Consider the following 22,802-nt stretch of genomic DNA (forward strand, 5'->3'; position numbering starts at 1 on the left):
AGTTTATTGCGCGAGCCTCTTGCAGCGCAGGGGCTCAGACGTGCAACGCGACCCGCAGGGCTTCCAGCGAGGGCGCGGCGGCAATCCCGACTTCTTCGCACAGGGCCAGTACCCGCGGCAGGTCATTGCCGTAGACCAGCACCGCCTGGAGTTCGTCGTCGAGCAACTGGCTGAAATTCACCAGCACGTAGCCGCCCATTTCCGGGTTCATGCTGCTCAGTTGGATCTGGATACGGTTCAAGGCGGTCAAGGGTTCGACCTTGGCCAGTTGCTTGGGCTTGATGTTGAAAGGGACGTCCTTGCCAAAGGAGTCGACGATCCGGGCGAACAGATCCATGTAGGTATCGGCCTGGAACAGCACCGTCTCGGGCAGGCTGCCGACCACCACCCATTCGCCCAGGGGAATCGGAAAGCTGTCGTCGTAGTTGATGTCCGGATTGGCCGCCAGGAAGCCGGCGTCGTCGGCGTAGGCCTGGGCCGCTTCATCGGCGATCTGCAGGATTTCGGCCTCGCCCATGCAGCCGGAGCTGATTTTGCTGATGAGTTCGACGAGGGCGGTTTTCATGGGCAGGTCCTGGCGCGGGGAAAATGACAGCCGCGAAGGATACACCAATTCACCCAGCCGCCGGGCCGCCTGCGTCCGCCTCCCCGCTACCGACCCAACAGACGTTGTCGTCACAGCACCGTTTGGCATTTTTATTTTCATAAAATTGATTTTTGAAATAAAACATGTCATTTATATCCGCGACAAGATCAGGCGGACACCACCGCCACGCCAGCCCGGACGGCACCTCGCCCACGTTTCAGCCCCCGACAACCGGAGTCAACAATATGAACAAGACCGGACTTCTAGGTGCCCTGGCCCTCTGCGCCTTCAGCATCCTGGCCCATGCCGACGAGGACAGCCTGCGTATCGGTATCGAAGCCGCCTACCCGCCCTTCTCCTACAAGACCCCGGAGGGCGACCTCGGCGGTTTCGACTATGACATCGGCAATGCCCTGTGCGCCGAGATGAAGGTCAAGTGCCAATGGGTGATCCAGGCGTTCGACGGGATGATCCCCTCGCTCAAGGTGCACAAGATCGATGCGGTGCTGTCGTCGATGTCGATCACCGACGACCGCCTGAAATCAGTGGACTTCAGCAAAAAGTACTACCACACGCCGGGCAAGTTCGCGATGAAGGCCGGCGGCGTGATCAACGACCCGCTGGTGGATCTCAAGGGCAGGAAAGTCGGGGTGCAGCGCGCCTCCACCTACGACCGCTTCGCCACCGAGCAGCTGGAGAACGCCGGCGTCGAGGTGGTGCGCTACGCCTCGCAGAACGAAGCTTTCCTCGACCTGGCCGCGGGCCGCCTGGATGCCACCCTGGCCGACATCGTCAACACCGATGAGAGCTTTATCAAAACGCCGGCAGGCAAAGGCTTCGCGCTGGTCGGGCCCGATATCAACGACCCGAAATACTTCGGCAGAGGCGCCGGTATCGCCCTGCGCAAGGGCGACAGCGCAAACGCCACGCGCCTGAATGCGGCCATCGACGCCCTGCGCGCCAATGGCAAGTACCAACAGATACAGGCCAAGTACTTCGCCTTCGATATCTACGGCGAGTAAGCCTGCCCGTGACCTGGCGCCGGCCTGACGCGGGCGCCCTTCTTCCGCTTTTCCCGTACGCCTGTCGGCGTCGCGGGCGAGGAACTTCATCATGCTCCACGGCTACGGATCGAGCATTCTCGATGGTGCCTGGCTAACCATCAATCTGGCCCTGAGCGCCATGGCCATGGCCATTGTCCTGGGCCTGATCGGTGCAGCCTTTCGTTTGTCACCGCTCAAATGGCTGGCGATGCTGGGCGAGGGTTACACCACCCTCATCCGCGGCATTCCCGACCTGGTACTGATTCTGCTGATTTTCTATGGCGGCCAGGATCTGGTGAATCGCCTGGCCCTGGCACTCGGCTCCACCCGCTACATCGACATCAACCCGTTCATTGCCGGTGTCTGCACCATGGGCTTCATCTTCGGTGCCTATCTCTCGGAAACCTTTCGCGGTGCCTTCATGGCCATTCACAACGGTCAAGGCGAAGCTGCACTGGCCTACGGCATGAGCCGCCTGCAGGTGTTCCGGCGGATCCTGGTGCCACAGATGATTCGCTTCGCCATTCCGGGCGTCACCAACAACTGGCTGGTGCTGACCAAGTCCACCGCGCTGATCTCGGTGATCGGCCTGCAGGACATGATGTTCAAGGCCAAGAACGCCGCGGATGCGACCCATGAGCCCTTCACGTTCTTCCTGGCCGTGGCGGCGCTTTACCTGATGCTGACCAGCCTGTCGCTGCTGGTGCTGCGCCATCTGGAAAAACACTATTCGGTCGGCATCAAAGCCGCCGAACTGTGAGTGGAGAGCCCCCCATGATTCTCGATTACAACCTGATCTGGCAAAACCTGCCGCTGTACCTCAGTGGTGCGCTGCTGACCCTCAAGGTGCTGCTGATTTCCCTGGCCCTGGGGCTGCTGCTGGCCATCCCCCTGGCGCTGCTGCGGGTATCGCGCTCACCGCTGCTCAACGTCCCGGCCTGGCTGTACACCTACGTGATCCGCGGCACGCCGATGCTGGTGCAATTGTTCCTCATCTACTATGGCCTGGCGCAGTTTGAAGCGGTCCGCCAGAGCCTGCTCTGGCCCTACCTGTCCAGTGCGACCTTTTGCGCCTGCCTGGCCTTTGCCATCAATACCAGCGCCTACAGCGCCGAGTTGCTCGCCGGCAGCCTGAAGTCGACACCCAACGGCGAGATCGAGGCCGCCCGGGCCATGGGCATGTCGCGCTTGACCCTGTACCGGCGCATCCTCCTGCCCTCGGCCCTGCGCCGAGCGCTGCCGCAGTACAGCAACGAAGTGCTGATGATGTTGCAGACCACCAGCCTGGCGTCGATCGTCACCCTCGTCGATATCACCGGCGCGGCCCGCACCGTCAGTGCGCGCTTCTATCTGCCGTTCGAAGCCTTCATCACCGCCGGCCTGATCTACCTGGCCATGACCTTCGTCCTCGTGCGTCTGTTCAAGCTGGCCGAGCGCCATTGGCTGGCGTATCTGGCGCCACGTAAACATTAAGGAACGCCCATGCAGCCCATCCACTACGTCCTGCCCTGGAGCGCCACGGGCACCGAGCGCCAACTGTCGCTGTTTCGCTTCGGTAGCGGCTCGCGCAAGGCTTACATCCAGGCCTCGCTGCACGCCGACGAACTGCCGGGCATGCGCGTCGCCGTCGAACTCAAGCGCCGTCTACGCGAACTGGAAGACCAGGGTCGCCTGACCGGGGTGATCGAACTGGTGCCCATGGCCAACCCCATCGGCATCGGGCAGATGTTCCAGGCCACCCATCAGGGCCGTTTCGAGTTCTCCAGCGGGAAGAACTTCAACCGCGACTTCCCGGAACTGACCGACGCCGTGGCCCGACAGCTGGAAGGTCAGCTGGGCGCGGACGCCGGAGTCAACGTCGCCCTGATTCGACGCGCCATGCTCGAGGTCATCGAGCACATGCCCCCGGCCACCTCGGAACTCGACGGTTTACGCCGCCTGTTGCTGCGCCATGCCTGCGATGCCGATGTGGTGCTGGACCTGCACTGCGACTTCGAGTCGATCATGCTGCTCTACGCCCTGCCGCAAAACTGGGCACGCCTGCGCTCCCTGGCCGCGCGCCTCGGGGCCGGCGCCGCCCTGCTGGCCGAGGAGGCGGGCGGCAATGCCTTCGACGAGGCCTGTGCCGGCCCCTGGTTGCAGTTGGCCAAGCGCTTCCCACGGGCCAATATTCCCCTCGCCTGCGTGGCCACCACCATTGAATTGCGTGGCATGGCCGATACCGATCGCGAACCGTGCATCGCCAGTGCCGAGCAGATCCTCGGCTACCTCGCCGAACAGGGCCTGATCAACGGCAAATGGCCGGCCGCGCCCGCCCACTGCTGCGAGGCCACGCCGTTCGCCGGTGCGCAATATGCCTATGCACCGCACCCCGGCGTCATCAGCTTCCTGCAACCGTTGGGCGCGCAGGTCAAGGTCGGCGATCCGCTGTTCGAAGTCATCGACCCTTTGACCGACCAGCACAGCGTGGTGACCGCCAGCACCGACGGCATCCTCTATGCCCGCGAGCGCCTGCGTTTCGCCCAACCCGGCTTGTGGCTGGCCAAGGTCGCCGGCCATACCTCTATTCGCCAGGGTCGCTTGCTCAGCGACTGACTTCAGCAGAGTGAACAGCATGAACAAACTTGAAATTCAGGACCTGCACAAAAGCTACGGTGCTCACGAAGTGCTCAGGGGCGTGTCCCTGGAGGCGAAAGCCGGCGATGTGATCAGCCTCATCGGCTCCAGCGGCTCCGGGAAAAGTACTTTCCTGCGCTGCATCAACCTGCTGGAACAACCCAATGCCGGGAGCATCCGGCTCAATGGCGAACCGCTCAAACTGATGGCCAGCGCCTCGGGCGGGCTCAAGGCCGCCGAGCCGAAGCAGTTGCAGCGCATGCGTTCACGACTGGCGATGGTGTTCCAGCACTTCAATCTCTGGTCGCACATGAGCGCCGTGGAAAACGTCATGGAGGCCCCCGTGCATGTCCTGGGGCTGCCCAGGAAGGAAGCCCGGGAAAAGGCCGAACACTACTTGAACAAGGTCGGCGTGGGGCATCGCCTGGACGCCTATCCGGCCCATATGTCCGGCGGCGAGCAGCAGCGCGTGGCGATTGCCCGGGCCCTGGCCATGGAGCCGGAAGTGATGCTCTTCGACGAGCCGACGTCCGCGCTCGACCCGGAGCTGGTCGGTGAAGTGCTTAAAGTCATGCAGGACCTGGCCCTGGAAGGGCGCACCATGGTCGTGGTGACCCATGAAATGGGTTTTGCCAGGGAGGTCTCCAACCAGTTGGTCTTCCTCCACAAGGGCCAGGTCGAAGAACGCGGCAACCCACGCGAAGTGCTGCTCAGGCCCCAGTCCGAACGCCTCCGGCAGTTCCTCGCCGGCAGCTTGAAATAACCGCCGCCGCGCGCCCCGACCGTTGCCGTGCCCTGCACGGCGACGGTTGGCTTGGGATACACTGGCAGCCACCTAATCCCCCCTGCCTTCCACCTCCCAGGAGCCGTTGAGCCGGATATGCCGAGCCCCTCGAAGAACACCACGGTCTATGCCGCACCGGTGATGCGCAAACTGGCGGAAATCGTTGCCGATCTGCAGCCATCGCTACGCAAGGTGGCCGACTTCATCCTGCGTCACCCGTTGAAAGCCGCCACCCTGACCATCGAGGAGATGGCCCACGAAACCGCCACCTCGCCCGCTGCGGTCAACCGCCTGGCCAAGGCGCTGAACCTGGGGGGCTACACCGGCATGAAGGCCGAGCTGGTCGCGACCTTGCAGCAGATGGTGTCGCCGGTGGACAAACTGCGCAATGAGCTGGCGCACCGCCCCGGCGGCAGCTTCGGCTTGCATGAGCAAATCGACAGCGCCATCGGCAACCTCGGCACCGCGGGCACCAACAACCACCCCGAGACCTTCGAAGCCTTCGTCACCTGCCTGACCCGGGCCCGCAAGATCTACATCCTCGGGTTTGGCAACAGCGTCTACATGGCCGGTCTCGCGGCCTCGACCCTGATGCCCTTCTGTGCCGACGCCACGGCCATCAGCATGGAGGGCGGTAACGAAAACGCCGCTTATCGACTGGCGGCAATCACCGACCAGGACATCCTCCTGGCGATCTCGCTGCCACGCTATTCCCTGGACACCCTGCAGCTCTCGCGGTTTGCCCACGAACGCGGTGCCACCGTACTGGCCATCACCGATTCCCCGGCCTCGCCGCTGACCGGCATCGCCCAGCACGTGCTCTTTGCCCCGGCCGACCACGCCGTGTTGACCAGTTCCAACATCGCGGTCCTGGCGTTGATCGAAGGCCTGGTGGCCGGTGTGATGGCGCGCAACAAGGAAGCCGTGAAACTGGCAACCGAACTGACCGAAAGCGTGATGTCCTACCTGCACATACCCGGCAGCAGCAAGCCATCAAAGAAGTGACCGAGGCCGCTCCCGCAGCCCCTGCACTGTTTGCAGCACCGTGTCAGCCCAGGATCTTCTGCAACTGCGCCACGGTATCCATCGCGCCCATGGTCTGCGCCGCCGCCAGCGCCGTAACGCCGTTGGCGTCCCGGGCCCGGGGATCGGCGCCCTGGCTGAGCAGATAATCGACAATCGCCGTGCGGTTGAACATCGCCGCCATCATCAGCGCCGTGCGACCATCCTTCGACGTCCCCTCGACCTGGGCCCCGCCTTCGATCAGCAACCTGACCATCTCCAGGTCGCCCTTGAATGCCGCTCCGGCAATCGGGCTCTGGCCGTTGTCGTTGCGAATCTGCGGATCGGCCTTGTGCTCCAGCAACACGCGCACCGCATCGGCATGACCGTGGTAGCTGGCCAACATCAGCAAGGTGTCGCCCTTGTGGTTGCGCAGGTTCGGCGGCAGGCCTTTGCCCAACAGGGCCGCCAGCATCGGCGCATCGCCCTTGCGCGCCACATCGAACACCTGCTCGGCGAACTCGGCGGCTTGCTCTTCGGTCATCTGTAGGGGCTGGTCGGACATGTGGATCTCCTTGGCGTTGCTCGGACAGGGCTTTAAAGGCCTCCAGTTTCCCGAGCGCCCCGCTCGCTGTCATGCCTTATTTTTCAAGCGTTTCCATAGACACAATCAATAGCCGTTCACACCAACCCACGATTCACCGCTTCGCCCACGGCATGGGCCCGATTGCTCACACCCAGTTTGTGATAGATGTTGCGCAGATGAAACTTGACCGTCGCTTCGGAAACATTGCGAATAACGCTGATTTCCCAGACGGTCTTGCCCGCCCGCGCCCAGCGCAACACTTCCAGCTCTTTTTCGCTCAGGATCTTGCTCTTTGAAAGCCGGCATCTTCGCGGCTTGCCCAGCGTCGGCAGGACGACGACGTGGGACGACTCCTTGGCGGGTTGAATAAACTCCTGTTTATGCCGCACGCGCGAATCGGCAATATCCACCACCTTGCACGACACCCTGTGCACGGCCTCGACACCCAGCCCCTCGGGAACATTCATCATGGTTTCTCCCTCTGGTTCCAATAGAGCGCCCAACCGTTGCCAAGTCTTATTGGCCGCAGACAAACGCCCATCAAAAAATAGAGAGTTACACAGAAAGGAGATTTAATAAGCAACTACAAACACAAACAGGGATACCCGACATTTCAACAGGCCATTTCCTACAACTTAAAGTACATAAGTCCGACTCAAGTTTTAATCAAGCCAGCCGCTCATCGGCTGTTTAACCCCTTGACTAAAGTATCGCCGGATCGATCTCGGCAAAGTTTCCCGCGTTCGGGTGACCGGGCAGTTCTCCACCACCACGCACCAGGCCACAGGTCAGCATGCCGGCCTGTCGCGCGGCGTCGAGTTCTTCGACGACATCCGAGAGGAACAGGATCTGGCTGGCCGGGCAACCGATGGCCGCGCTGATGTGCCGATAGGACCGGGCCTCACGCTTGGGACCTGCGGTGGTATCGAAATAGCCGCTGAACAAGGGCGACAGGTCGCCGGCCTCGGAACAACCGAAGATCAGCTTCTGCGCCTGGATCGACCCCGAGGAATACACATACAGCGCATACCCTTGCGCGTGCCAGTGCTGCAGCGCCTGGACCGCATCCGGATACACATGCCCCTTGAGCTGGCCGGCGGCATAGCCCTGTTGCCAGACCATGCCTTGCAAGGCCTTGAGCGGCGTGGCCTTGCGGTCCTCGGCGAGCCAGCCGAGGAGAATCTCGATGACCCGCTCGACATCGGCCGCCGGCTCCGCGCTGTCCAGCCGCACCGCGCCCAGTTGCACCGCCACGTCCGGCCGCTCGGCGTGTTGCCGGACAAAATCCGGCAGGTGCCGGGCGGCGTAGGGGAACAGCACGTCGAAGACGAAGCTCACGGCACTGGTGGTGCCTTCGATATCCGTGAGGATGGCTTTGATCGACATGTCGGGTCCTTCTGGGTGGGGTGCCAGGTTCAGTCTTCGAGACGCGGGAAACGCTCGGCGATGTCCTCGCCGGTGAACTGGGCAACCCAGCCTTCGGGATTGTTGAACAGGCGGATGGCAACGAAATGCGGATGCTCGCCCATGTCGAACCAGTGTGGCGTACCGGCCGGCACCGAAATCAGGTCGTTCTTTTCACACAGCACGGCATAGACATACTCGCCGATGTGCAAGGAGAACAAGCCACGACCGGCGACGAAGAAACGCACTTCGTCTTCGCCATGCCGGTGCTCGTCGAGGAACTTGGCGCGCAACTCGGCCTTCTGCGGGTGATCGCTGTTCAGGCTGACGACGTCGACGGTGATGTAGCCGCACTCGGTCATCAAGCGGTCGATCTGCACCTGATAAGCGGCAATCACTTCTTCCTGGCTGGCACCGGGCTGGATCGGCGCCGCCGCTTGCCAACGGTCGAAGCGCACCCCTTGCTCGGCCAGGGTCGAGGCAATGTCGTCGAAATGGGTCAGGACCTTGTTCGGGAGGTCCGGGCTTGAAACGTGGTAAACGGACAGGCTGCTCATGGGGCTCTATTCCTCGACTTGGCTCAGCGTCGGCCGGCTCTGGGGCCGATCCGACGCCGCGAATAATCAGACAATCAACGGGCCCGTGCAAAAACCGCTGTTCAGGAACAACGCAGCGAACGGGTTTTCAACTCGCATTCGAAGAGAAACTCGAACGCTTCGATCTGGCGCAGGGCGTCGCTCATGCGTGCACCCCAGGTGTAGAGGCCGTGCCCGCGGATCAGGTAGCCGACGCAATCGGGATGCGCGTCGAGCCAAGGCTGCACCCTGGCCGCCAGGCGCACAATATCCTGGTCGTTGTCGAAGATCGGCACCCGCACCCTCGACTCGTGGGTCGACACCCCGCAGAAGGCCTTCTGCAGTTCATAGTCCTCGAAATCGATGAACTCGCCAGGGGTCATCCGCGACAATACCGTGGCATTCACCGAATGGGTATGCAGCACCGCGCCGATCTCCGCTCGCCAGCCATAGAGCTGGGTGTGCAGCAAGGTTTCCGCCGAGGGTTTCTTGCCCGGCTCCAGGCTGTTGCCCGCCAGGTCGGTGGCGAGTACATCGTCCGGGCCCAACTGGCCCTTGTGCTTGCCGGAAACTGTCAGCAGCGCCTGGCTGGCCGACAGGCGGGTCGAATAGTTGCTGCTGGTGGCCGGCGACCAGCCGCGACCATACAGGAAACGCCCGGCCTCGATGATTTCCAGGCTCAGTTGTTCACGGGTCAGACTCATGGCCGCTCCTCCTGCATGCGTGTGGCGATGATGATGGCCGCGGCCAAGGCCGCGAGGCTGGCGATACTGAAGGTCCAGGCCGGCCCCAGGCTGTTCCAGCTGTAGCCGGCGTACAACGCGCCGAGGGCCCCGCCGGTGCCGGACAGCGCGGCGTACAACGCCTGCCCCTGGCCCTGCTGGCGCGCCCCGAAGCTACGTTGCACGAAATGGATGGCCGAAGCGTGAAAGCTGGCGAAAGTCGCCGCGTGCAGCACTTGCGCGAACAGCAGCACCGCCAGGTGATCGGCCAGGCTCCCCAGCAACAGCCAGCGCACGGCGGCCGCCAGGAAACTGGCGAGCAGCACCCGACGCACCGAAAAGCGCGCGAGGATCCGGCTCATGGCCAGGAACATCAGCACTTCCGCCACCACCCCCAGTGCCCAGAGCATACCGATCAACCCGCGCGTGTAGCCGAGGTGTTCCAGGTGCAGGGTGATGAAGGTGTAGTACGGGCCATGGCTCATCTGCATCAGCGCGACACAGGCATAGAACGCCAGTACCCCGGGGCTGCGCAACTGCCGCAGAAAACCTTCGCCGGACGCTCGCTGGCCCTGGTTCGGCGGCTGGGCACTGGGCACCCAGACGCTGCTCAGGACGATCCCCGTCATGATCACCACGATGGCTACCGGGTAGATATCCAGGCTCAGCCACTCGAACAGGCGCCCGAGCCCCACCACCGTGAAGATGAAACCGATGGAGCCCCACAAGCGGATCTGGCTGTAGCGCGCGGCCTGTCCCTGGGCCTTCAGATGCGCCAGGGTGATGACTTCGAACTGCGGCAGCACCGCATGCCAGAAAAACGCATGCAGGGCCATGACCAGCGCCAGCCAGCCATAGCTTTTGTCGACGAAGATCAGCGAAAACGCCAGCAGGGTGCAGACCGCGCCGAAGCGCACGATCGCCAGGCGCCGGCCGCTGTAGTCGCCCAGCCAGCCCCAGATATTCGGCGCCACGCAGCGCATCAGCATGGGAATCGCCACCAGTTCGCCAATCCGCGCCGGGGCAAACCCCAGGTGGTGGAAGTACAGCGCCAGGAACGGCGCCGTCGCTCCCAGCAACGCGAAGTAGAACAGGTAGAAACTGGACAACCGCCAGTAAGGGAGCGGCGCCCCCGGCATTACAGCTGGCCCAGTACCGGTGTGGCGACCCGCACGTCGGCGTTCTGTCCGCGGTGACGCAGCAGGTGGTCCATCAGCACGATCGCCATCATCGCTTCGGCGATCGGGGTGGCGCGGATGCCCACGCAAGGGTCGTGGCGGCCCTTGGTGATCACCTCTACGGGGTTGCCGTGGATATCGATGGAGCGTCCCGGCGTGGTGATGCTCGAGGTGGGCTTGAGGGCCAGGTGCGCGACGATCGGCTGGCCGGAGGAAATCCCGCCGAGGATGCCGCCGGCGTTGTTGCTGAGGAAACCTTCGGAGGTCAGTTCGTCGCGGTGCTCGGTGCCGCGCTGGGCCACGCAGGCGAAGCCGGCGCCGATTTCGACGCCCTTGACCGCGTTGATGCTCATCAGCGCGTGGGCCAGTTCGGCATCCAGGCGGTCGAAGATCGGCTCGCCCAGGCCCGGCATCACGCCCTCGGCCACCACGGTGATCTTCGCGCCGACCGAGTCCTGGTCACGCCGCAGCTGGTCCATATAGGCTTCAAGCTCGGGCACCTTGTCCGGATCGGGGCAGAAGAACGCGTTCTGCTCCACCGAGTCCCAGGTCTTGAACGGGATTTCGATGGGGCCCAGCTGGCTCATGTAACCGCGGATGACGATGCCCTGGCTGGCCAGGAACTTCTTCGCAATCGCGCCGGCCGCCACGCGCATGGCGGTTTCCCGGGCGGAACTGCGGCCACCGCCGCGATAGTCGCGCTCGCCGTACTTGTGGTGGTAGGTGTAGTCGGCGTGGGCCGGGCGGAACAGGTCCTTGATCGCCGAGTAGTCCTTGGACTTCTGGTCGGTGTTGCGGATCAGCAGGCCAATGGCGCAACCGGTGGTGCGGCCTTCGAAAACCCCCGAGAGGATTTCCACTTCGTCGGCTTCCTGGCGCTGGGTGGTATGGCGACTGGTGCCCGGCTTGCGGCGGTCGAGGTCGCGCTGCAGATCGTCCAGGGACAGCTCAAGACCCGGAGGGCAGCCGTCAACAATGGCGACCAACGCCGGGCCATGGCTTTCGCCTGCGGTGGTGACAGTGAACAGCTTGCCGTAGGTATTGCCGGACATGCAGGGCGCTCCGCGAATCGAGTCTGAATAACCAAGCGTGCCAGTATACGCGGGCTATCCCAGTAGTTCATCCTCGAACCTTATCGCCGGTGGCGAGTCGAACCGACACTGTGTAAATGATGGCGTGATGATGCTGCGATTGATTCTGCTGGTCCTGACCCTGTTTTCCGGCCTGGCCCAGGCCTCCGTGCTGCAACAACCGATCACCCTGGACACCGGCAGCGGCGAGCTGTTCGGCTCGTTGCTGCTGCCCAGGTCGGACGCACCGGTGCCGGTGGTACTGATCGTCTCCGGTTCCGGTCCCACCGATCGCGACGGCAACAACCCCGATGGCGGCCGCACCGACAGCCTCAAGCGCCTGGCCTGGGTGCTGGCCGGTCACAACATCGCCAGCGTGCGCTATGACAAGCGTGGCGTGGCCGCCAGCCTAGCCGCCGGACCCGATGAGCGCGGCCTGAGTGTCGAGGGCTATGTGGCGGATGTCGTGGCCTGGGGCCGGAAACTCAAGGCTGACCCGCGTTTCGGGCCGCTGATCCTGCTTGGCCACAGCGAGGGCGCATTGATCGCCACCCTGGCGGCACCCCAGCTGGATGCCGCGGCGCTCATCAGCATCGCCGGCAGCGGCCGTCCCGTGGACCTCGTGGTGCGTCAGCAGATGGCCAATAACCTGCCACCGGGCCTGATGCTGCGGGCCAACGAACTGCTCGACAGCCTCAAGGCCGGGCAACTGGACAACGACATCCCCGCGCCGCTGCGACCGATTTTCCGACCCAGCGTCCAGCCCTACCTGATCAGCCTGTTTCGCCAGGACCCGGCCGCGGCCTTCGCCCGGCTGAAGATCCCCGCGCTGATCGTCCAGGGCCGCAACGACCTCCAGGTCGGCGTCGGCGACGCCCAGGCGCTGAAGGCCGCCAGGCCCGATGCGCAGCTGGTGCTGATCGACGGCATGAACCATGTGCTGCGCATCGTGCCCGCCGACACCCAGAGCCAACTGGCGTCCTACCGGGACCCGCAGCTACCCCTGGCCGCCGAACTGGGCAGCCGGATCCTCGCCTTCATTGACGGACTGCCCCGCCACTGACACCGGGCACGACGGCATTTTGTCCTCCAGTCCTGACGAAAACGGCCGATAATTCATTGCCGGTACCGATAGTGTGACCGGCAAGCTGGACACGGACAGGATCTTGCCGAATGACTGATACCCAAGCCTCACCCGAAAGCCCCGCCGAAGACGCCGAAGCCGCGCCCGCTCCGGTGGAACTGCCGTGGGCGGACGTGCAGCCCGAGCACTTCAAGCTGCTGCGCCTGGCGCCGCTGACCACCGACCGCGCCACCGGTGCCCGCCCCCTGCGCTTTGTCCAGTTCGGCTACGCCGAGCGCCATAGCAAGGAACGCAGCCTGCTGCGCCTGGAGATCCAACTGCCGGGACAACGGGTACGCAAGGAGCAGAACCACCTGGACGTGTGGGTCGACCACAGCACCAAGCGCGTGCATTTCGAGCCGGAAAGCGGCCTGCAGATCGAACCCGCGAACCGCGGTATCGGGCGCTTCCTGGCCGCCCAGGCGGCGATCTGGGCACAGAAGAAAGGCTCGCACTACCGCGTCGATGGCGCCGCCCTGCAAAACAAGGACGCCTTGAACGAAGACACCCGCCTGCGTCGCGATCACTTCCTCAAGGTCCAGGGTTTCGAAGTGGCGTATGCCGATCCCCTGCACCTCAAGGGCAGCTACAAGGATGTCCAGGTCGGCGAACTGCGCAGCCAATGGAACAGCGAAAAGCTGCAATTCGTCGAAATACTGGAAGCCGCGCAGATGCTCCAGACGGCCGAGCAGAACCTGCAGGAACAGGAGGTGAAGCTGCGCCAGCAGGAAGAACGCGTCAGCAAGTTCAAGCGCGAAGACACCGGCTTGCGCTTCACCATCACCTGCCTGGTGGCCTTCGCGATGTTCCAGGCCGGCCTGCTGATCTGGATCGCGACCCGTCACTGACAAGCCCCGCGGCGCCCGTCCAGGGACGCCGTCGGTCTCAGGCAAGCCGCGAGCGCATCAACTGCGGTGCAACTTGCTCATCAGTTCCGCTTCGGCCTGGGTCAGGCCGCAGGCCTGCGTCAACTCATCGACGCTGGCCCCCATCCCCACCAACCTGGCGGCCTGGGCGAAGGACAGGCTCGACGGATCACGCTGCTCCAGCTGCGCCAGCTTTTCCGGCAACGGCGCCACGACGGCCCGCAGCTCGTGCAGGTCCTCGCCCATGCGCACGGTGCCGTTCTGGAAGTTGTCCACCCGCCGCGCCAGTTCCTTGATGCGCTGATCACGCAGCGCATCACCCTCGGCCTGTTGCGCGGCAATCAACCGCTGGTTGCGGACATGGACCACGAACATGCCCACGGTCCCGACCCACAACAGGGCCAGGAGAATCACGGCGACCTCAAGAATCAATCAGATGCTCTCCAGCTCGGACCATTCTTCTTCGCTCATCATCTTGTCCAGCTCAACCAGAATCAGCAGTTCGTTGTTCTTGTTGCACACGCCCTGAATGAACTTGGCCGACTCGTCGTTACCCACGTTCGGCGCGGTTTCGACTTCCGACTGGCGCAGATAGACCACTTCCGCCACGCTGTCGACCATGATCCCGACCACTTGCTTGTCCGCCTCGATGATCACGATGCGGGTGTTGTCGTTCACTTCAGTCGGCATCAGGCCGAAACGCTGGCGGGTGTCGATCACGGTGACGACATTGCCGCGCAGGTTGATGATGCCCAGCACATAGCTCGGCGCACCCGGTACCGGGGCGATCTCGGTGTAGCGCAGGACTTCCTGGACGCGCATCACGTTGATCCCGTAGGACTCGTTATCCAGCTTGAAGGTTACCCATTGCAGGATCGGATCTTCGGAACTCTGTGCGGACGACGACTTATTCATACCCCTGACCCTCAATGACCGTTGATACGGTGTGTGCTCTGGCAAACCTCGCGGGGGGACCGCGACGCCGCCGTTATTTGTTCGTTGGCTTGCCGGTTGGCTTGTTCGCTTGCAGTTGTTTCACCGCTCCGCTGGCGATCAGCTCGGCCAGCTCGGAGACGTCGAGCAACGCACACATGTGTTCGATGACCGTGCCCGCCAGCCACGGTCGCTGCCCACGATGGGTGCGCCATTTGATTTCGTCGGGGTCCAGGCGCAGGGAGCGGCTGACCTGATGCACCGCCAGCCCCCATTCGTAGCCCTGGACCGAGATCACATACTGCAGCCCCTGGCGGAAATCGTCGCGATAACGGTCCGGCATCACCCAACGGGCGGTGTCCAGGACTTTCAGGTTGCCGGCCTGGCTCGGCAGGATCCCGAGGAACCATTCCGGCTGACCGAACAAGGGCGTCAACTCGTGCCCCGCCAGCGAATAGATCGAACCCAGGCACACCAGCGGCACCGCCAGGGTCAGTCCGGCGACGTCGAACAGCAGGCATTCGAAAGGCTCGGCCGCCCAATGCGGGCGCTCGTCGCCCTGCACCGGCGGCGGTGGGATATTCGCGGCGGGCGGCAGATGCACCTCGACCACCGGCTCCACCACCACGGGGGCGACCGGCAACACTGGCGGTATCACCACCGGTGCTTCCAGCACCACCGGCGCCGTCACGGCAGATGCGGCAGCCAGGGCTGCGGTCAACGCATCGCGAGCCTGTTCTTCGAGCACGGCGGCCTGGAACTCGTCCAACTCGCTGACCGGGCTCGGCTCCACCAGCGTCGGGACCGATACCGGTACCTCGACGGCAACGGCGATATCCACCGGCAACTCTTCGGTCGCCTCTTGCAGCAGCGCGTCCAGGTAGGATTGCAGCGCCACTTGCGGCCGTGTAGTGATGTCGACAGGACGGATCATGTGAGTGCCCATGGAGATGTCCCGCGGCAGTAACCTGTAGAAGGTATCGGCTGGACAAGCCGGTGACTTGAGGAGTGGGTCACGTCAGGCCACCTGCGGGATGAGTTGCTGGGTCAGCAGGTGCTTGAGCAGTGCCCGGTAGGCCAGCACGCCACGACTCTTGCCGTCGAACTGCGACGGTGTGACACCCGCCCGGCTGGCATCGCGCAGGCGGGTGTCGACCGGAATGTAGCCCTGCCAGATGGTCTCCGGGAACTTGTCGCGCAAGACCCGCAAGGTGCCCATGGACGCCTGGGTGCGACGGTCGAACAGGGTCGGCACGATGGTGTAGGGCAAGGCCTGCTTGCGCGAACGGTTGATCATCGCCAGGGTGTTGACCATCCGCTCCAGGCCCTTGACCGCCAGGTGCTCGGTCTGCACCGGGACCACCAGTTGCTGGCTCGCCGCCAGGGCGTTGACCATCAGCACGCCCAGCAACGGCGGGCTGTCGATCACCGCGTAGTCGAAATCCTGCCACAGCTGCGCCAGGCTCTTGGCGATCACCAGGCCCAGGCCGCTCTGGCCCGGCGACAGGCGCTCCAGGGTCGCCAGTGCGGTGCTCGACGGCAGCAGGGAAATCCGCTCGTCGCTGGTGGACAGCAGCAATTGCCCGGGCAAGCCCTCGGGCACCGTGCCCCGGTGCTGGAACAGGTCGAAGGTGCTGTGCTCCAGGGTATCGGGGTCGTAGCCGAAGTAGCTGGTCATCGAGCCGTGGGGGTCGAGGTCGACGACAACCACGCGCTTGCCCGCCTCGGCCAGCAACCCGGCTAAAGCGATGGAGGAAGTGGTCTTACCGACGCCACCCTTTTGATTGGCTACTGCCCAGACTCTCATTCAGTGTATTCCTCCCGACAAGCGTCAAGCCTGCCGAGAAATAGCGCCAAGTTATAGAGCAGGTGCCGGAGATTTGACGGCGTTCTCGCGTACCGCTTGCTTTATCGCTGGCGGTGCAGTTTGTGTGCCAGCCCGCCTCAACGCCGCGTCCGGTTTTGCATTGGCCGTGCCGGTACCGGTCAGGCTGCGGCGCACATCCAGGTTACGCGACACCACCAGCACCACCCGGCGGTTGCGCGCCCGGCCTTCGGCGGTGGCGTTGTTGGCCACCGGCTGGAACTCGCCATAGCCCACCGAGGCCAGGCGACCGGGGTTGACCCCGTCCATGGCCATCATCCGCACGATGCTCGCCGAACGGGCGGAGGACAACTCCCAGTTGGTGGGGTACTGCGCGGTGCTGATCGGCTGGTCGTCGGTAAAGCCTTCGACGTGGATCGGGTTGTCGAAGGGCTTGAGGATCTTCGCCACCTTGTCGATGATGTTGAACGCCATGTCGCTGGGCATCGCATCGCCGCTGCCGAACAGCAGGCTGGAGTTGAGCTCGATCTCGACCCACAGTTCGTTGCCGCGCACGGTCATCTGGTTGGATCTGATCAGGTCGCCGAACGCCGCGCTGATATCGTCGGCGATGCTCTTGAGCGGATCCTTGGCCCCCTGCCCGAGAGCGGCGTCGGTCTGTTCGCTGTCCTTGATCAGCGGGTCCGCCGGCTTGACCGTCACCGGGCGCTCCTCGCCGATGGGAATCGGCTTGAGACTGCGGTCGGCGTCGTTGAAGACCCCGATCAGCGCCTGGGAAATCATCTTGTACTTGCCCTCGTTGATCGAGGAAATCGAGTACATGACCACGAAAAAGGCGAACAGCAGCGTGATGAAGTCGGCGTAGGACACCAACCAGCGCTCGTGATTCACATGCTCTTCGTGTTGGCGACGTCTGGCCATGGCTACTCCATCACTCCATGAAGCCTTGCAGCTTCAATTCAATGGAGCGCGGGTTCTCGCCCTCGGCAATCGACAGGATGCCTTCGAGCAGCATTTCCCGGTAGCGGGACTGGCGCAGGGCTATGGACTTGAGCTTGCTGGCCACCGGCAACAGCACCAGGTTGGCACTGGACACGCCGTAGATGGTGGCGACGAAGGCCACGGCGATGCCGTTACCCAGTTGCGAAGGGTCGCCCAGGTTGCCCATTACGTGGATCAGGCCCATGACCGCACCGATGATACCGATGGTCGGCGCATAGCCGCCCATGCTTTCGAATACCTTGGCGGCCTCGATATCGCGGCTTTCCTGGGTATAGAAATCCACCTCCAGGATACTGCGGATGGCTTCCGGCTCGGCGCCATCGACCAGCAGTTGCAGCCCTTTGCGCGAGTAGGCGTCCGGCTCCGTATCGGCGACGCCTTCCAGACCCAGCAGCCCCTCCTTGCGCGCGGTCAGGCTCCAGTTGACCACGCGCTCGACGCCGGCGGGCAGATCGATACGCGGTGGAAACAGGATCCAGCCGAGAATCTGCATGGCGCGCTTGAACGCGCTGATCGGCGATTGCAGCAGGGCCGCGCCGATGGTGCCGCCCAATACGATCAACGCCGCCGGACCGTTGGCCAGTGCCCCCAGGTGCCCGCCCTCGAGGAAATTGCCGCCGATAATGGCGACAAAGGCCAGGATGATCCCGATAAGGCTCAGCACATCCATCAGAGGCACGCCTCGACCAGATGCTTGCCGATTTCGTCCAGGCTGTAGACCGCGTCGGCCAGTTCAGCCTTGACGATGGCCATGGGCATGCCATAGATCACGCAACTGGCTTCGTCCTGGGCCCAGATGGCACTGCCGCCCTGCTTGAGCAGGCGCGCGCCTTCACGACCGTCGGCGCCCATGCCGGTGAGGACCACCGCCAGAACTTTGTCACCGTAGGACTTGGCCGCCGAACCGAAGGTGATATCCACGCACGGCTTGTAGTTCAGGCGTTCGTCGCCCGGCAGGATTTTCACCGCGCCACGACCGTCGACCATCATCTGCTTGCCGCCCGGGGCGAGCAAGGCCAGGCCGGGACGCAGGATGTCGCCATCCTCGGCTTCCTTGACGCTGATCTGGCACAGCTTGTCCAGGCGCTCGGCAAACGCCTTGGTGAAGGCCGCCGGCATGTGCTGGATCAACACGATGGGCGCCGGGAAGCTCGCCGGCAACTGGGTCAGGACCCGCTGCAAGGCCACCGGACCACCGGTGGAGGTACCGATGGCCACCAGCTTGTAGGCCTTGCGCTTCGGCGCGCCGGAGGTCGAGACCGCGGCGGGTGCCGGCGCACGACTGGCCACCGGCGTGGTCCGCACGGGCGCCGGGGCCGCCGGGGCGTGGCTGGAATAGCTGCTCGAAGGGGCTGTCGCGGTCGGCGCCGGCGCCGGCGCAGGCGTCGGCGCGGGCGCACTGTAGCTGCTGAAGCGACGGTTGCTGCGCGAGATGCTGTGCACCTTCTCGCACAACAGTTGCTTGACCTTCTCGGGGTTGCGCGAGATGTCTTCGAAATTCTTCGGCAGGAAGTCCACGGCCCCGGCGTCCAGCGCATCGAGGGTGACACGGGCGCCTTCGTGGGTCAGGGACGAGAACATCAGCACCGGAGTCGGGCAGCGCTGCATGATATGCCGCACTGCCGTGATGCCGTCCATCATCGGCATCTCGTAGTCCATGGTGATCACGTCCGGCTTGAGGGCCAGGGCCTGATCGATGGCTTCTTTACCGTTGGTCGCCGTACCGACGACCTGGATGCTCGTATCCGCCGAAAGGATTTCCGAGACGCGGCGGCGGAAAAACCCCGAATCATCCACCACCAGGACCTTGACTACCATAAACACTCCGTTAGGCACGGCGGCGGCCCTATGCGCCGCCGCCGAACCAGAATCAAATACGCCGTGCGGCGTAACGCTTGAGCATGCTCGGCACATCGAGAATCAGCGCGATGCGGCCGTCACCGGTAATGGTGGCGCCCGACATGCCCGGAGTCCCTTGCAGCATCTTGCCCAGCGGCTTGATGACCACTTCTTCCTGGCCCACCAACTGGTCGACGACGAAGCCGATCCGCTGGGTGCCCACCGAAAGGATCACCACATGGCCCTCGCGCTGCTCTTCGTGAGCGGCCGAGCTGACCAGCCAGCGCTTGAGGTAGAACAGCGGCAGTGCCTTGTCCCGCACGATCACCACTTCCTGGCCGTCGACCACGTTGGTGCGCGACAGGTCGAGGTGGAAGATCTCGTTGACGTTGACCAGCGGGAAAGCGAAGGCCTGGTTGCCGAGCATGACCATCAGGGTCGGCATGATCGCCAGGGTCAACGGGACCTTGATGACGATCTTCGAGCCCTTGCCCTTGGTCGAGTAGATGTTGATGGTGCCGTTGAGCTGGGCGATCTTGGTTTTCACCACGTCCATGCCCACGCCACGGCCGGACACGTCGGAAATCTCGGTCTTGGTCGAGAAGCCCGGGGCGAAGATCAGGTTGAAGCAGTCGGTCTCGCTCAGGCGATCGGCCGCATCCTTGTCCATCAGGCCCTTCTTCACCGCGATGCTGCGCAGCACGTCGGCGTCCATGCCCTTGCCGTCATCGGAGATGGACAGCAGGATGTGGTCGCCTTCCTGCTCGGCGGAGAGCACTACGCGACCGCTGCGGGACTTGCCCATGGCTTCGCGGTCGGCCGGTTCTTCGATACCGTGGTCGACCGAGTTGCGCACCAAGTGGACCAGCGGGTCGGCCAAGGCCTCGACCAGGTTCTTGTCCAGGTCGGTCTCTTCACCCACCAGTTCCAGGTTGATCTCTTTCTTCAACTGCCGGGCCAGGTCGCGAACCAGGCGCGGGAAGCGGCCGAAGACTTTCTTGATCGGCTGCATGCGGGTTTTCATCACCGCGGTCTGCAGGTCGGCGGTCACCACGTCGAGGTTGGACACGGCCTTGGACATGGCTTCATCGCCGCTGTTCAAGCCCAGGCGCACCAGGCGGTTACGCACCAGCACCAGTTCGCCGACCATGTTCATGATCTCGTCCAGGCGCGCGGTATCGACCCGCACGGTGGTTTCCGCTTCGCTGGCGACCGGCTTTTCGCCAGAGGCCGCGGCGGCAGGTGCCGGAGCCCGGGCAGGCGCAGGTGCGGCCGCGGCAGCCGGTGCTGCTGTCGCCTTGGCGGGTGCCGGCGCAGGCGCCGCTGCCGGAGCGGGTGCCTTGGCGGCAGGCGCGGCAGTCGGTTTGCTGGCGACCGGCGTGGCCACTGCAGCCACTGCGGCGGTCGCGGTAGTCGCGGCCACTTCGGTGAACTTGCCCTTGCCATGCAGCTCGTCGAGCAGGGATTCGAACTCCTGGTCGGTGATCAGGTCATCGCCCTTGGCACCCGTGACTTCAGACGCCTGGGCCGAGGCCGCAGCCGTATCGAGGGCGTCGACCTTGAACGAGCCCTTGCCATGCAACTGGTCCAGCAAGGCTTCGAATTCATCGTCGGTAATATCGCTGCTTTCGGTTGCATCGGGCGTTGCGCCGGATGCCGCCGGTTGAGCCGGCGTCGCCACCGCATCGGGGGCGAACTGGCCCTTGCCGTGCAACTGGTCGAGCAAGGATTCGAACTCGGCGTCGGTGATCTCATCACTGCCGGCCTCGCCTTCCACCGCGGCAACGGCTTGCGGCGCCTCGGCTTCGGCCTTGACGCTGTTCAGGGAGTCGAGCAGCAATTCGAATTCGTTGTCGGTGATGTCGCCGGACTCGCTTTCAGCGACCGGTTCAGGCTCCACGACCTCGGCCACTGGCGCGGCCACCTCTTCGGCACCCGCCGGTTCCGCCAGGCGCGCCAAGGCCGCCAGCAACTCCGGGGTCGCCGGGGTGATCGGGCCGCGCTCACGCACTTCGCTGAACATGCTGTTCACTGCATCCAGCGCTTCCAGGACCACGTCCATCAGTTCCGCATCGACGCGCCGCTCACCCTTGCGCAGGATGTCGAACACGTTCTCGGCGATGTGGCAGCACTCCACCAGCTCGTTGAGCTGGAGGAAGCCGGCGCCCCCTTTTACAGTGTGAAAACCGCGAAAGATTGCATTGAGCAGATCCGCATCATCCGGTCGGCTTTCCAGCTCGACCAGTTGTTCGGACAGTTGCTCCAGAATCTCGCCGGCCTCAACCAGGAAATCCTGAAGGATCTCTTCATCGGCGCCGAAGCTCATGTGTTTGGGTGCTCCTAGAATCCAAGACTGGAAAGCAAATCGTCGACATCGTCCTGACCGGATACAACGTCTTCACGTTTATCGGCATGAATCTGCGGACCTACACCCTTGGCCAGCTCTTTTTGCTGATCTTTTTCGGCGAGGATGGCTTCGCGGTCATGTTCGATACCGGCAAAGCGGTCGACCTGACTGGCCATCAGCACCAGCTTGAGCAGATTGCTTTCCACTTCGGTGACCATCTGGGTCACGCGCTTGATCACCTGGCCGGTAAGGTCCTGGTAGTCCTGGGCCAGCAGAATGTCGTTCAGGTCGCTCGACACGGCACGGGTCTCCTGCTCGCTGCGGGACAGGAAACCGTCGACCCGCCGCGCCAGCTCGCGAAACTCCTGGGCATCGACTTCGCGCCGCATGAAACGGCTCCAGTCGGTGCTCAATGCCTTGGCTTCCTCATGCAGGCCACTGACCCGCGGGGTCGCGCTCTCCACCAGGTCCATGGTGCGGTTGGCCGCAGCCTCGGTCAGCCTGACCACATAGGACAGGCGCTCGGTGGCGTCGGTGATCTGCGACACTTCCTCGGCCTGCGGCATATGCGGGTCGATCTGGAAGTTGACAATGGCACTGTGCAATTCGCGGGTGAGCTTGCCGACTTCCAGGTACAGGCCACGGTCACGGGTCTGATTCAGCTCATGGATCATTTGCACCGCGTCACCGAACCGGCCTTTTTCAAGGCTGTCGACCAGTTCGCGGGCATGTTTTTTCAGGGTTAATTCAAAATCACCCAGTGAAGATTCGTTGTGCTCCATAGCGCCCCCGTGGTGGACATCATCAGCCGATGCGTTCGAAGATTTTCTCGATCTTCTCTTTCAACGCCTGGGCCGTGAATGGTTTGACCACATAGCCGTTTACACCGGCCTGGGCAGCTTCGATGATCTGCTCGCGCTTGGCTTCGGCGGTGACCATCAACACCGGCAGGTGCTTGAGCTTTTCATCGGCGCGTACGTGACGCAGCAGGTCGATGCCGGTCATGCCGGGCATGTTCCAGTCAGTCACCAGAAAGTCGATGCTACCGCTGTTGAGGACGGGAATCGCGGTGGTACCGTCGTCCGCCTCGACCGTGTTGGTGAACCCGAGGTCACGCAACAGGTTCTTGATGATCCGCCGCATCGTTGAAAAATCGTCAACGATGAGGATTTTCATGTTCTTGTCCAATTCGACCTCCAAGCAGTCTTAAACGCGTTCAGCACCTGAACGCGCTGTTCAATCAATCCGGCACAGCACTCAACGACTGCATGGAAACCCCATCCGGCCGAGTCACCGCCAGG

Annotated in this window: 25 protein-coding genes and 1 pseudogene; 8 read left to right on the forward strand and 18 right to left on the reverse strand. The window is 63.5% G+C overall.

From position 1 onward, the window contains the following. Positions 1 to 34: 34 nt before the first annotated feature. Entirely contained in the window at positions 35 to 565 is a 531-nt protein-coding gene (locus tag NUH87_RS09155) for a hypothetical protein (RefSeq protein WP_040069915.1), read from the reverse strand. A 266-nt stretch (positions 566 to 831) separates the two neighbouring features. On the opposite strand from NUH87_RS09155, the gene NUH87_RS09160 reads away from it, so the two are divergent. From NUH87_RS09160 to NUH87_RS09185, 6 genes are all read left to right on the forward strand, one after another. Then, positions 832 to 1,608 (forward strand): ABC transporter substrate-binding protein, encoded by a 777-nt coding sequence (locus NUH87_RS09160; protein WP_338525692.1) that lies wholly within the window; start codon positions 832 to 834, stop codon positions 1,606 to 1,608. Between the two features lie 91 nt (positions 1,609 to 1,699). After that, a complete protein-coding gene (locus tag NUH87_RS09165; RefSeq protein WP_338525693.1) occupies positions 1,700 to 2,389 on the forward strand; it encodes an ABC transporter permease in 690 nt (229 codons plus the stop codon). 14 nt (positions 2,390 to 2,403) lie between these two features. Further along, positions 2,404 to 3,102 (forward strand): ABC transporter permease, encoded by a 699-nt coding sequence (locus NUH87_RS09170; RefSeq protein WP_338525694.1) that lies wholly within the window; start codon positions 2,404 to 2,406, stop codon positions 3,100 to 3,102. A 9-nt stretch (positions 3,103 to 3,111) separates the two neighbouring features. Continuing rightward, positions 3,112 to 4,224, forward strand: a complete 1,113-nt coding sequence (locus NUH87_RS09175; protein ID WP_338525695.1) for a succinylglutamate desuccinylase/aspartoacylase family protein — start codon at positions 3,112 to 3,114, stop codon at positions 4,222 to 4,224. 19 nt (positions 4,225 to 4,243) lie between these two features. Continuing rightward, complete coding sequence (locus NUH87_RS09180; protein ID WP_040069904.1) at positions 4,244 to 5,008, forward strand: ABC transporter ATP-binding protein; 765 nt, start codon at positions 4,244 to 4,246, stop codon at positions 5,006 to 5,008. 117 nt (positions 5,009 to 5,125) lie between these two features. Continuing rightward, the gene (locus tag NUH87_RS09185) at positions 5,126 to 6,034 is read left to right on the forward strand and encodes a MurR/RpiR family transcriptional regulator (protein ID WP_338525696.1); all 909 of its coding nucleotides are present in this window, start codon (positions 5,126 to 5,128) and stop codon (positions 6,032 to 6,034) included. 43 nt (positions 6,035 to 6,077) lie between these two features. Here the strand turns inward: NUH87_RS09185 and NUH87_RS09190 are convergent, their stop codons facing one another. From NUH87_RS09190 to aroC, 7 genes and pseudogenes are all read right to left on the reverse strand, one after another. Continuing rightward, the gene (locus NUH87_RS09190) at positions 6,078 to 6,596 is read right to left on the reverse strand and encodes an ankyrin repeat domain-containing protein (protein WP_338525697.1); all 519 of its coding nucleotides are present in this window, start codon (positions 6,594 to 6,596) and stop codon (positions 6,078 to 6,080) included. Between the two features lie 116 nt (positions 6,597 to 6,712). Further along, positions 6,713 to 6,892, reverse strand: a pseudogene (locus NUH87_RS09195) (response regulator transcription factor); the annotation flags it as partial. Positions 6,893 to 7,319: 427 nt separating this feature from the next. Further along, positions 7,320 to 8,003, reverse strand: a complete 684-nt coding sequence (gene mtnC / locus NUH87_RS09200) for an acireductone synthase (RefSeq protein WP_338525698.1) — start codon at positions 8,001 to 8,003, stop codon at positions 7,320 to 7,322. 29 nt (positions 8,004 to 8,032) lie between these two features. Next, positions 8,033 to 8,578 (reverse strand): 1,2-dihydroxy-3-keto-5-methylthiopentene dioxygenase, encoded by a 546-nt coding sequence (locus NUH87_RS09205; protein WP_040069897.1) that lies wholly within the window; start codon positions 8,576 to 8,578, stop codon positions 8,033 to 8,035. 101 nt (positions 8,579 to 8,679) lie between these two features. Continuing rightward, entirely contained in the window at positions 8,680 to 9,300 is a 621-nt protein-coding gene (locus NUH87_RS09210) for a methylthioribulose 1-phosphate dehydratase (RefSeq protein ID WP_338525699.1), read from the reverse strand. Beyond that, positions 9,297 to 10,457 carry an MFS transporter gene (locus NUH87_RS09215; RefSeq protein WP_338525700.1) on the reverse strand — a complete coding sequence of 387 codons (1,161 nt, stop codon included), beginning with the start codon at positions 10,455 to 10,457 and terminating at the stop codon, positions 9,297 to 9,299. Before NUH87_RS09215 ends, NUH87_RS09210 begins: the two co-directional genes overlap by 4 nt. After that, positions 10,457 to 11,548 carry a chorismate synthase gene (aroC, locus tag NUH87_RS09220; RefSeq protein WP_338525701.1) on the reverse strand — a complete coding sequence of 364 codons (1,092 nt, stop codon included), beginning with the start codon at positions 11,546 to 11,548 and terminating at the stop codon, positions 10,457 to 10,459. Before aroC ends, NUH87_RS09215 begins: the two co-directional genes overlap by 1 nt. Before the next feature lie 127 nt (positions 11,549 to 11,675). Here aroC and NUH87_RS09225 point away from each other — a divergent pair, with 127 nt between their 5' ends. Together NUH87_RS09225 and NUH87_RS09230 are read left to right on the forward strand one after the other, a co-directional pair. Continuing rightward, a complete protein-coding gene (locus NUH87_RS09225) occupies positions 11,676 to 12,629 on the forward strand; it encodes an alpha/beta hydrolase (RefSeq protein WP_422393910.1) in 954 nt (317 codons plus the stop codon). Positions 12,630 to 12,739: 110 nt separating this feature from the next. After that, the gene (locus tag NUH87_RS09230; protein ID WP_338525702.1) at positions 12,740 to 13,537 is read left to right on the forward strand and encodes a hypothetical protein; all 798 of its coding nucleotides are present in this window, start codon (positions 12,740 to 12,742) and stop codon (positions 13,535 to 13,537) included. Between the two features lie 57 nt (positions 13,538 to 13,594). On the opposite strand, the gene NUH87_RS09235 is transcribed toward NUH87_RS09230, so the two are convergent. The 10 genes from NUH87_RS09235 to NUH87_RS09280 form a co-directional block, all read right to left on the reverse strand. After that, complete coding sequence (locus NUH87_RS09235; RefSeq protein WP_040069889.1) at positions 13,595 to 13,987, reverse strand: DUF2802 domain-containing protein; 393 nt, start codon at positions 13,985 to 13,987, stop codon at positions 13,595 to 13,597. Further along, positions 13,988 to 14,470, reverse strand: coding sequence for a chemotaxis protein CheW (locus NUH87_RS09240; RefSeq protein ID WP_040069887.1), 483 nt, complete (start codon positions 14,468 to 14,470; stop codon positions 13,988 to 13,990). Between the two features lie 73 nt (positions 14,471 to 14,543). Further along, positions 14,544 to 15,422, reverse strand: coding sequence for a CheW domain-containing protein (locus NUH87_RS09245; RefSeq protein ID WP_338526774.1), 879 nt, complete (start codon positions 15,420 to 15,422; stop codon positions 14,544 to 14,546). Positions 15,423 to 15,506: 84 nt separating this feature from the next. After that, positions 15,507 to 16,295, reverse strand: coding sequence for a ParA family protein (locus NUH87_RS09250; RefSeq protein ID WP_040069882.1), 789 nt, complete (start codon positions 16,293 to 16,295; stop codon positions 15,507 to 15,509). 51 nt (positions 16,296 to 16,346) lie between these two features. Beyond that, positions 16,347 to 17,234: a flagellar motor protein MotD gene (gene motD / locus NUH87_RS09255; RefSeq protein ID WP_338525703.1), complete on the reverse strand. Its 888-nt coding sequence runs from the start codon at positions 17,232 to 17,234 to the stop codon at positions 16,347 to 16,349. Between the two features lie 10 nt (positions 17,235 to 17,244). Next, positions 17,245 to 17,985: a flagellar motor protein gene (locus NUH87_RS09260; RefSeq protein ID WP_040069879.1), complete on the reverse strand. Its 741-nt coding sequence runs from the start codon at positions 17,983 to 17,985 to the stop codon at positions 17,245 to 17,247. Beyond that, entirely contained in the window at positions 17,985 to 19,133 is a 1,149-nt protein-coding gene (locus NUH87_RS09265) for a chemotaxis response regulator protein-glutamate methylesterase (protein WP_338525704.1), read from the reverse strand. The genes NUH87_RS09260 and NUH87_RS09265 overlap by 1 nt, the downstream gene beginning before the upstream one ends. A gap of 52 nt (positions 19,134 to 19,185) precedes the next feature. Next, positions 19,186 to 21,480 carry a chemotaxis protein CheA gene (locus tag NUH87_RS09270; RefSeq protein WP_338525705.1) on the reverse strand — a complete coding sequence of 765 codons (2,295 nt, stop codon included), beginning with the start codon at positions 21,478 to 21,480 and terminating at the stop codon, positions 19,186 to 19,188. A 14-nt stretch (positions 21,481 to 21,494) separates the two neighbouring features. Beyond that, on the reverse strand, positions 21,495 to 22,283 hold the full coding sequence (locus tag NUH87_RS09275) for a protein phosphatase CheZ (RefSeq protein WP_040069872.1): 789 nt from the start codon (positions 22,281 to 22,283) through the stop codon (positions 21,495 to 21,497). Positions 22,284 to 22,305: 22 nt separating this feature from the next. Beyond that, the gene (locus NUH87_RS09280; RefSeq protein ID WP_003183998.1) at positions 22,306 to 22,677 is read right to left on the reverse strand and encodes a chemotaxis response regulator CheY; all 372 of its coding nucleotides are present in this window, start codon (positions 22,675 to 22,677) and stop codon (positions 22,306 to 22,308) included. Between the last annotated feature and the right edge of the window lie 125 nt (positions 22,678 to 22,802).

Origin of the sequence: Pseudomonas batumici, from assembly GCF_036585405.1 — a bacterium.
Classification (GTDB): Bacteria; Pseudomonadota; Gammaproteobacteria; order Pseudomonadales; family Pseudomonadaceae; genus Aquipseudomonas; species Aquipseudomonas batumici.

Bases quoted from the DNA above. Each gene is read 5' to 3' on its own strand.
- mtnC (WP_338525698.1), bottom strand. From the start codon at position 8,003: ATGTCGATCAAAGCCATCCTCACGGATATCGAAGGCACCACCAGTGCC.
- NUH87_RS09175 (WP_338525695.1), top strand. From the start codon at position 3,112: ATGCAGCCCATCCACTACGTCCTGCCCTGGAGCGCCACGGGCACCGAG.
- NUH87_RS09185 (WP_338525696.1), top strand. From the start codon at position 5,126: ATGCCGAGCCCCTCGAAGAACACCACGGTCTATGCCGCACCGGTGATG.
- NUH87_RS09180 (WP_040069904.1), top strand. From the start codon at position 4,244: ATGAACAAACTTGAAATTCAGGACCTGCACAAAAGCTACGGTGCTCAC.
- NUH87_RS09275 (WP_040069872.1), bottom strand. From the start codon at position 22,283: ATGGAGCACAACGAATCTTCACTGGGTGATTTTGAATTAACCCTGAAA.
- NUH87_RS09270 (WP_338525705.1), bottom strand. From the start codon at position 21,480: ATGAGCTTCGGCGCCGATGAAGAGATCCTTCAGGATTTCCTGGTTGAG.
- NUH87_RS09265 (WP_338525704.1), bottom strand. From the start codon at position 19,133: ATGGTAGTCAAGGTCCTGGTGGTGGATGATTCGGGGTTTTTCCGCCGC.
- NUH87_RS09190 (WP_338525697.1), bottom strand. From the start codon at position 6,596: ATGTCCGACCAGCCCCTACAGATGACCGAAGAGCAAGCCGCCGAGTTC.
- NUH87_RS09240 (WP_040069887.1), bottom strand. From the start codon at position 14,470: ATGAATAAGTCGTCGTCCGCACAGAGTTCCGAAGATCCGATCCTGCAA.
- NUH87_RS09170 (WP_338525694.1), top strand. From the start codon at position 2,404: ATGATTCTCGATTACAACCTGATCTGGCAAAACCTGCCGCTGTACCTC.
- NUH87_RS09160 (WP_338525692.1), top strand. From the start codon at position 832: ATGAACAAGACCGGACTTCTAGGTGCCCTGGCCCTCTGCGCCTTCAGC.
- NUH87_RS09155 (WP_040069915.1), bottom strand. From the start codon at position 565: ATGAAAACCGCCCTCGTCGAACTCATCAGCAAAATCAGCTCCGGCTGC.
- NUH87_RS09250 (WP_040069882.1), bottom strand. From the start codon at position 16,295: ATGAGAGTCTGGGCAGTAGCCAATCAAAAGGGTGGCGTCGGTAAGACC.
- NUH87_RS09245 (WP_338526774.1), bottom strand. From the start codon at position 15,422: ATGATCCGTCCTGTCGACATCACTACACGGCCGCAAGTGGCGCTGCAA.
- NUH87_RS09230 (WP_338525702.1), top strand. From the start codon at position 12,740: ATGACTGATACCCAAGCCTCACCCGAAAGCCCCGCCGAAGACGCCGAA.
- NUH87_RS09215 (WP_338525700.1), bottom strand. From the start codon at position 10,457: ATGCCGGGGGCGCCGCTCCCTTACTGGCGGTTGTCCAGTTTCTACCTG.
- motD (WP_338525703.1), bottom strand. From the start codon at position 17,234: ATGGCCAGACGTCGCCAACACGAAGAGCATGTGAATCACGAGCGCTGG.
- NUH87_RS09210 (WP_338525699.1), bottom strand. From the start codon at position 9,300: ATGAGTCTGACCCGTGAACAACTGAGCCTGGAAATCATCGAGGCCGGG.
- NUH87_RS09205 (WP_040069897.1), bottom strand. From the start codon at position 8,578: ATGAGCAGCCTGTCCGTTTACCACGTTTCAAGCCCGGACCTCCCGAAC.
- aroC (WP_338525701.1), bottom strand. From the start codon at position 11,548: ATGTCCGGCAATACCTACGGCAAGCTGTTCACTGTCACCACCGCAGGC.
- NUH87_RS09280 (WP_003183998.1), bottom strand. From the start codon at position 22,677: ATGAAAATCCTCATCGTTGACGATTTTTCAACGATGCGGCGGATCATC.
- NUH87_RS09225 (WP_422393910.1), top strand. From the start codon at position 11,676: ATGATGCTGCGATTGATTCTGCTGGTCCTGACCCTGTTTTCCGGCCTG.
- NUH87_RS09165 (WP_338525693.1), top strand. From the start codon at position 1,700: ATGCTCCACGGCTACGGATCGAGCATTCTCGATGGTGCCTGGCTAACC.
- NUH87_RS09260 (WP_040069879.1), bottom strand. From the start codon at position 17,985: ATGGATGTGCTGAGCCTTATCGGGATCATCCTGGCCTTTGTCGCCATT.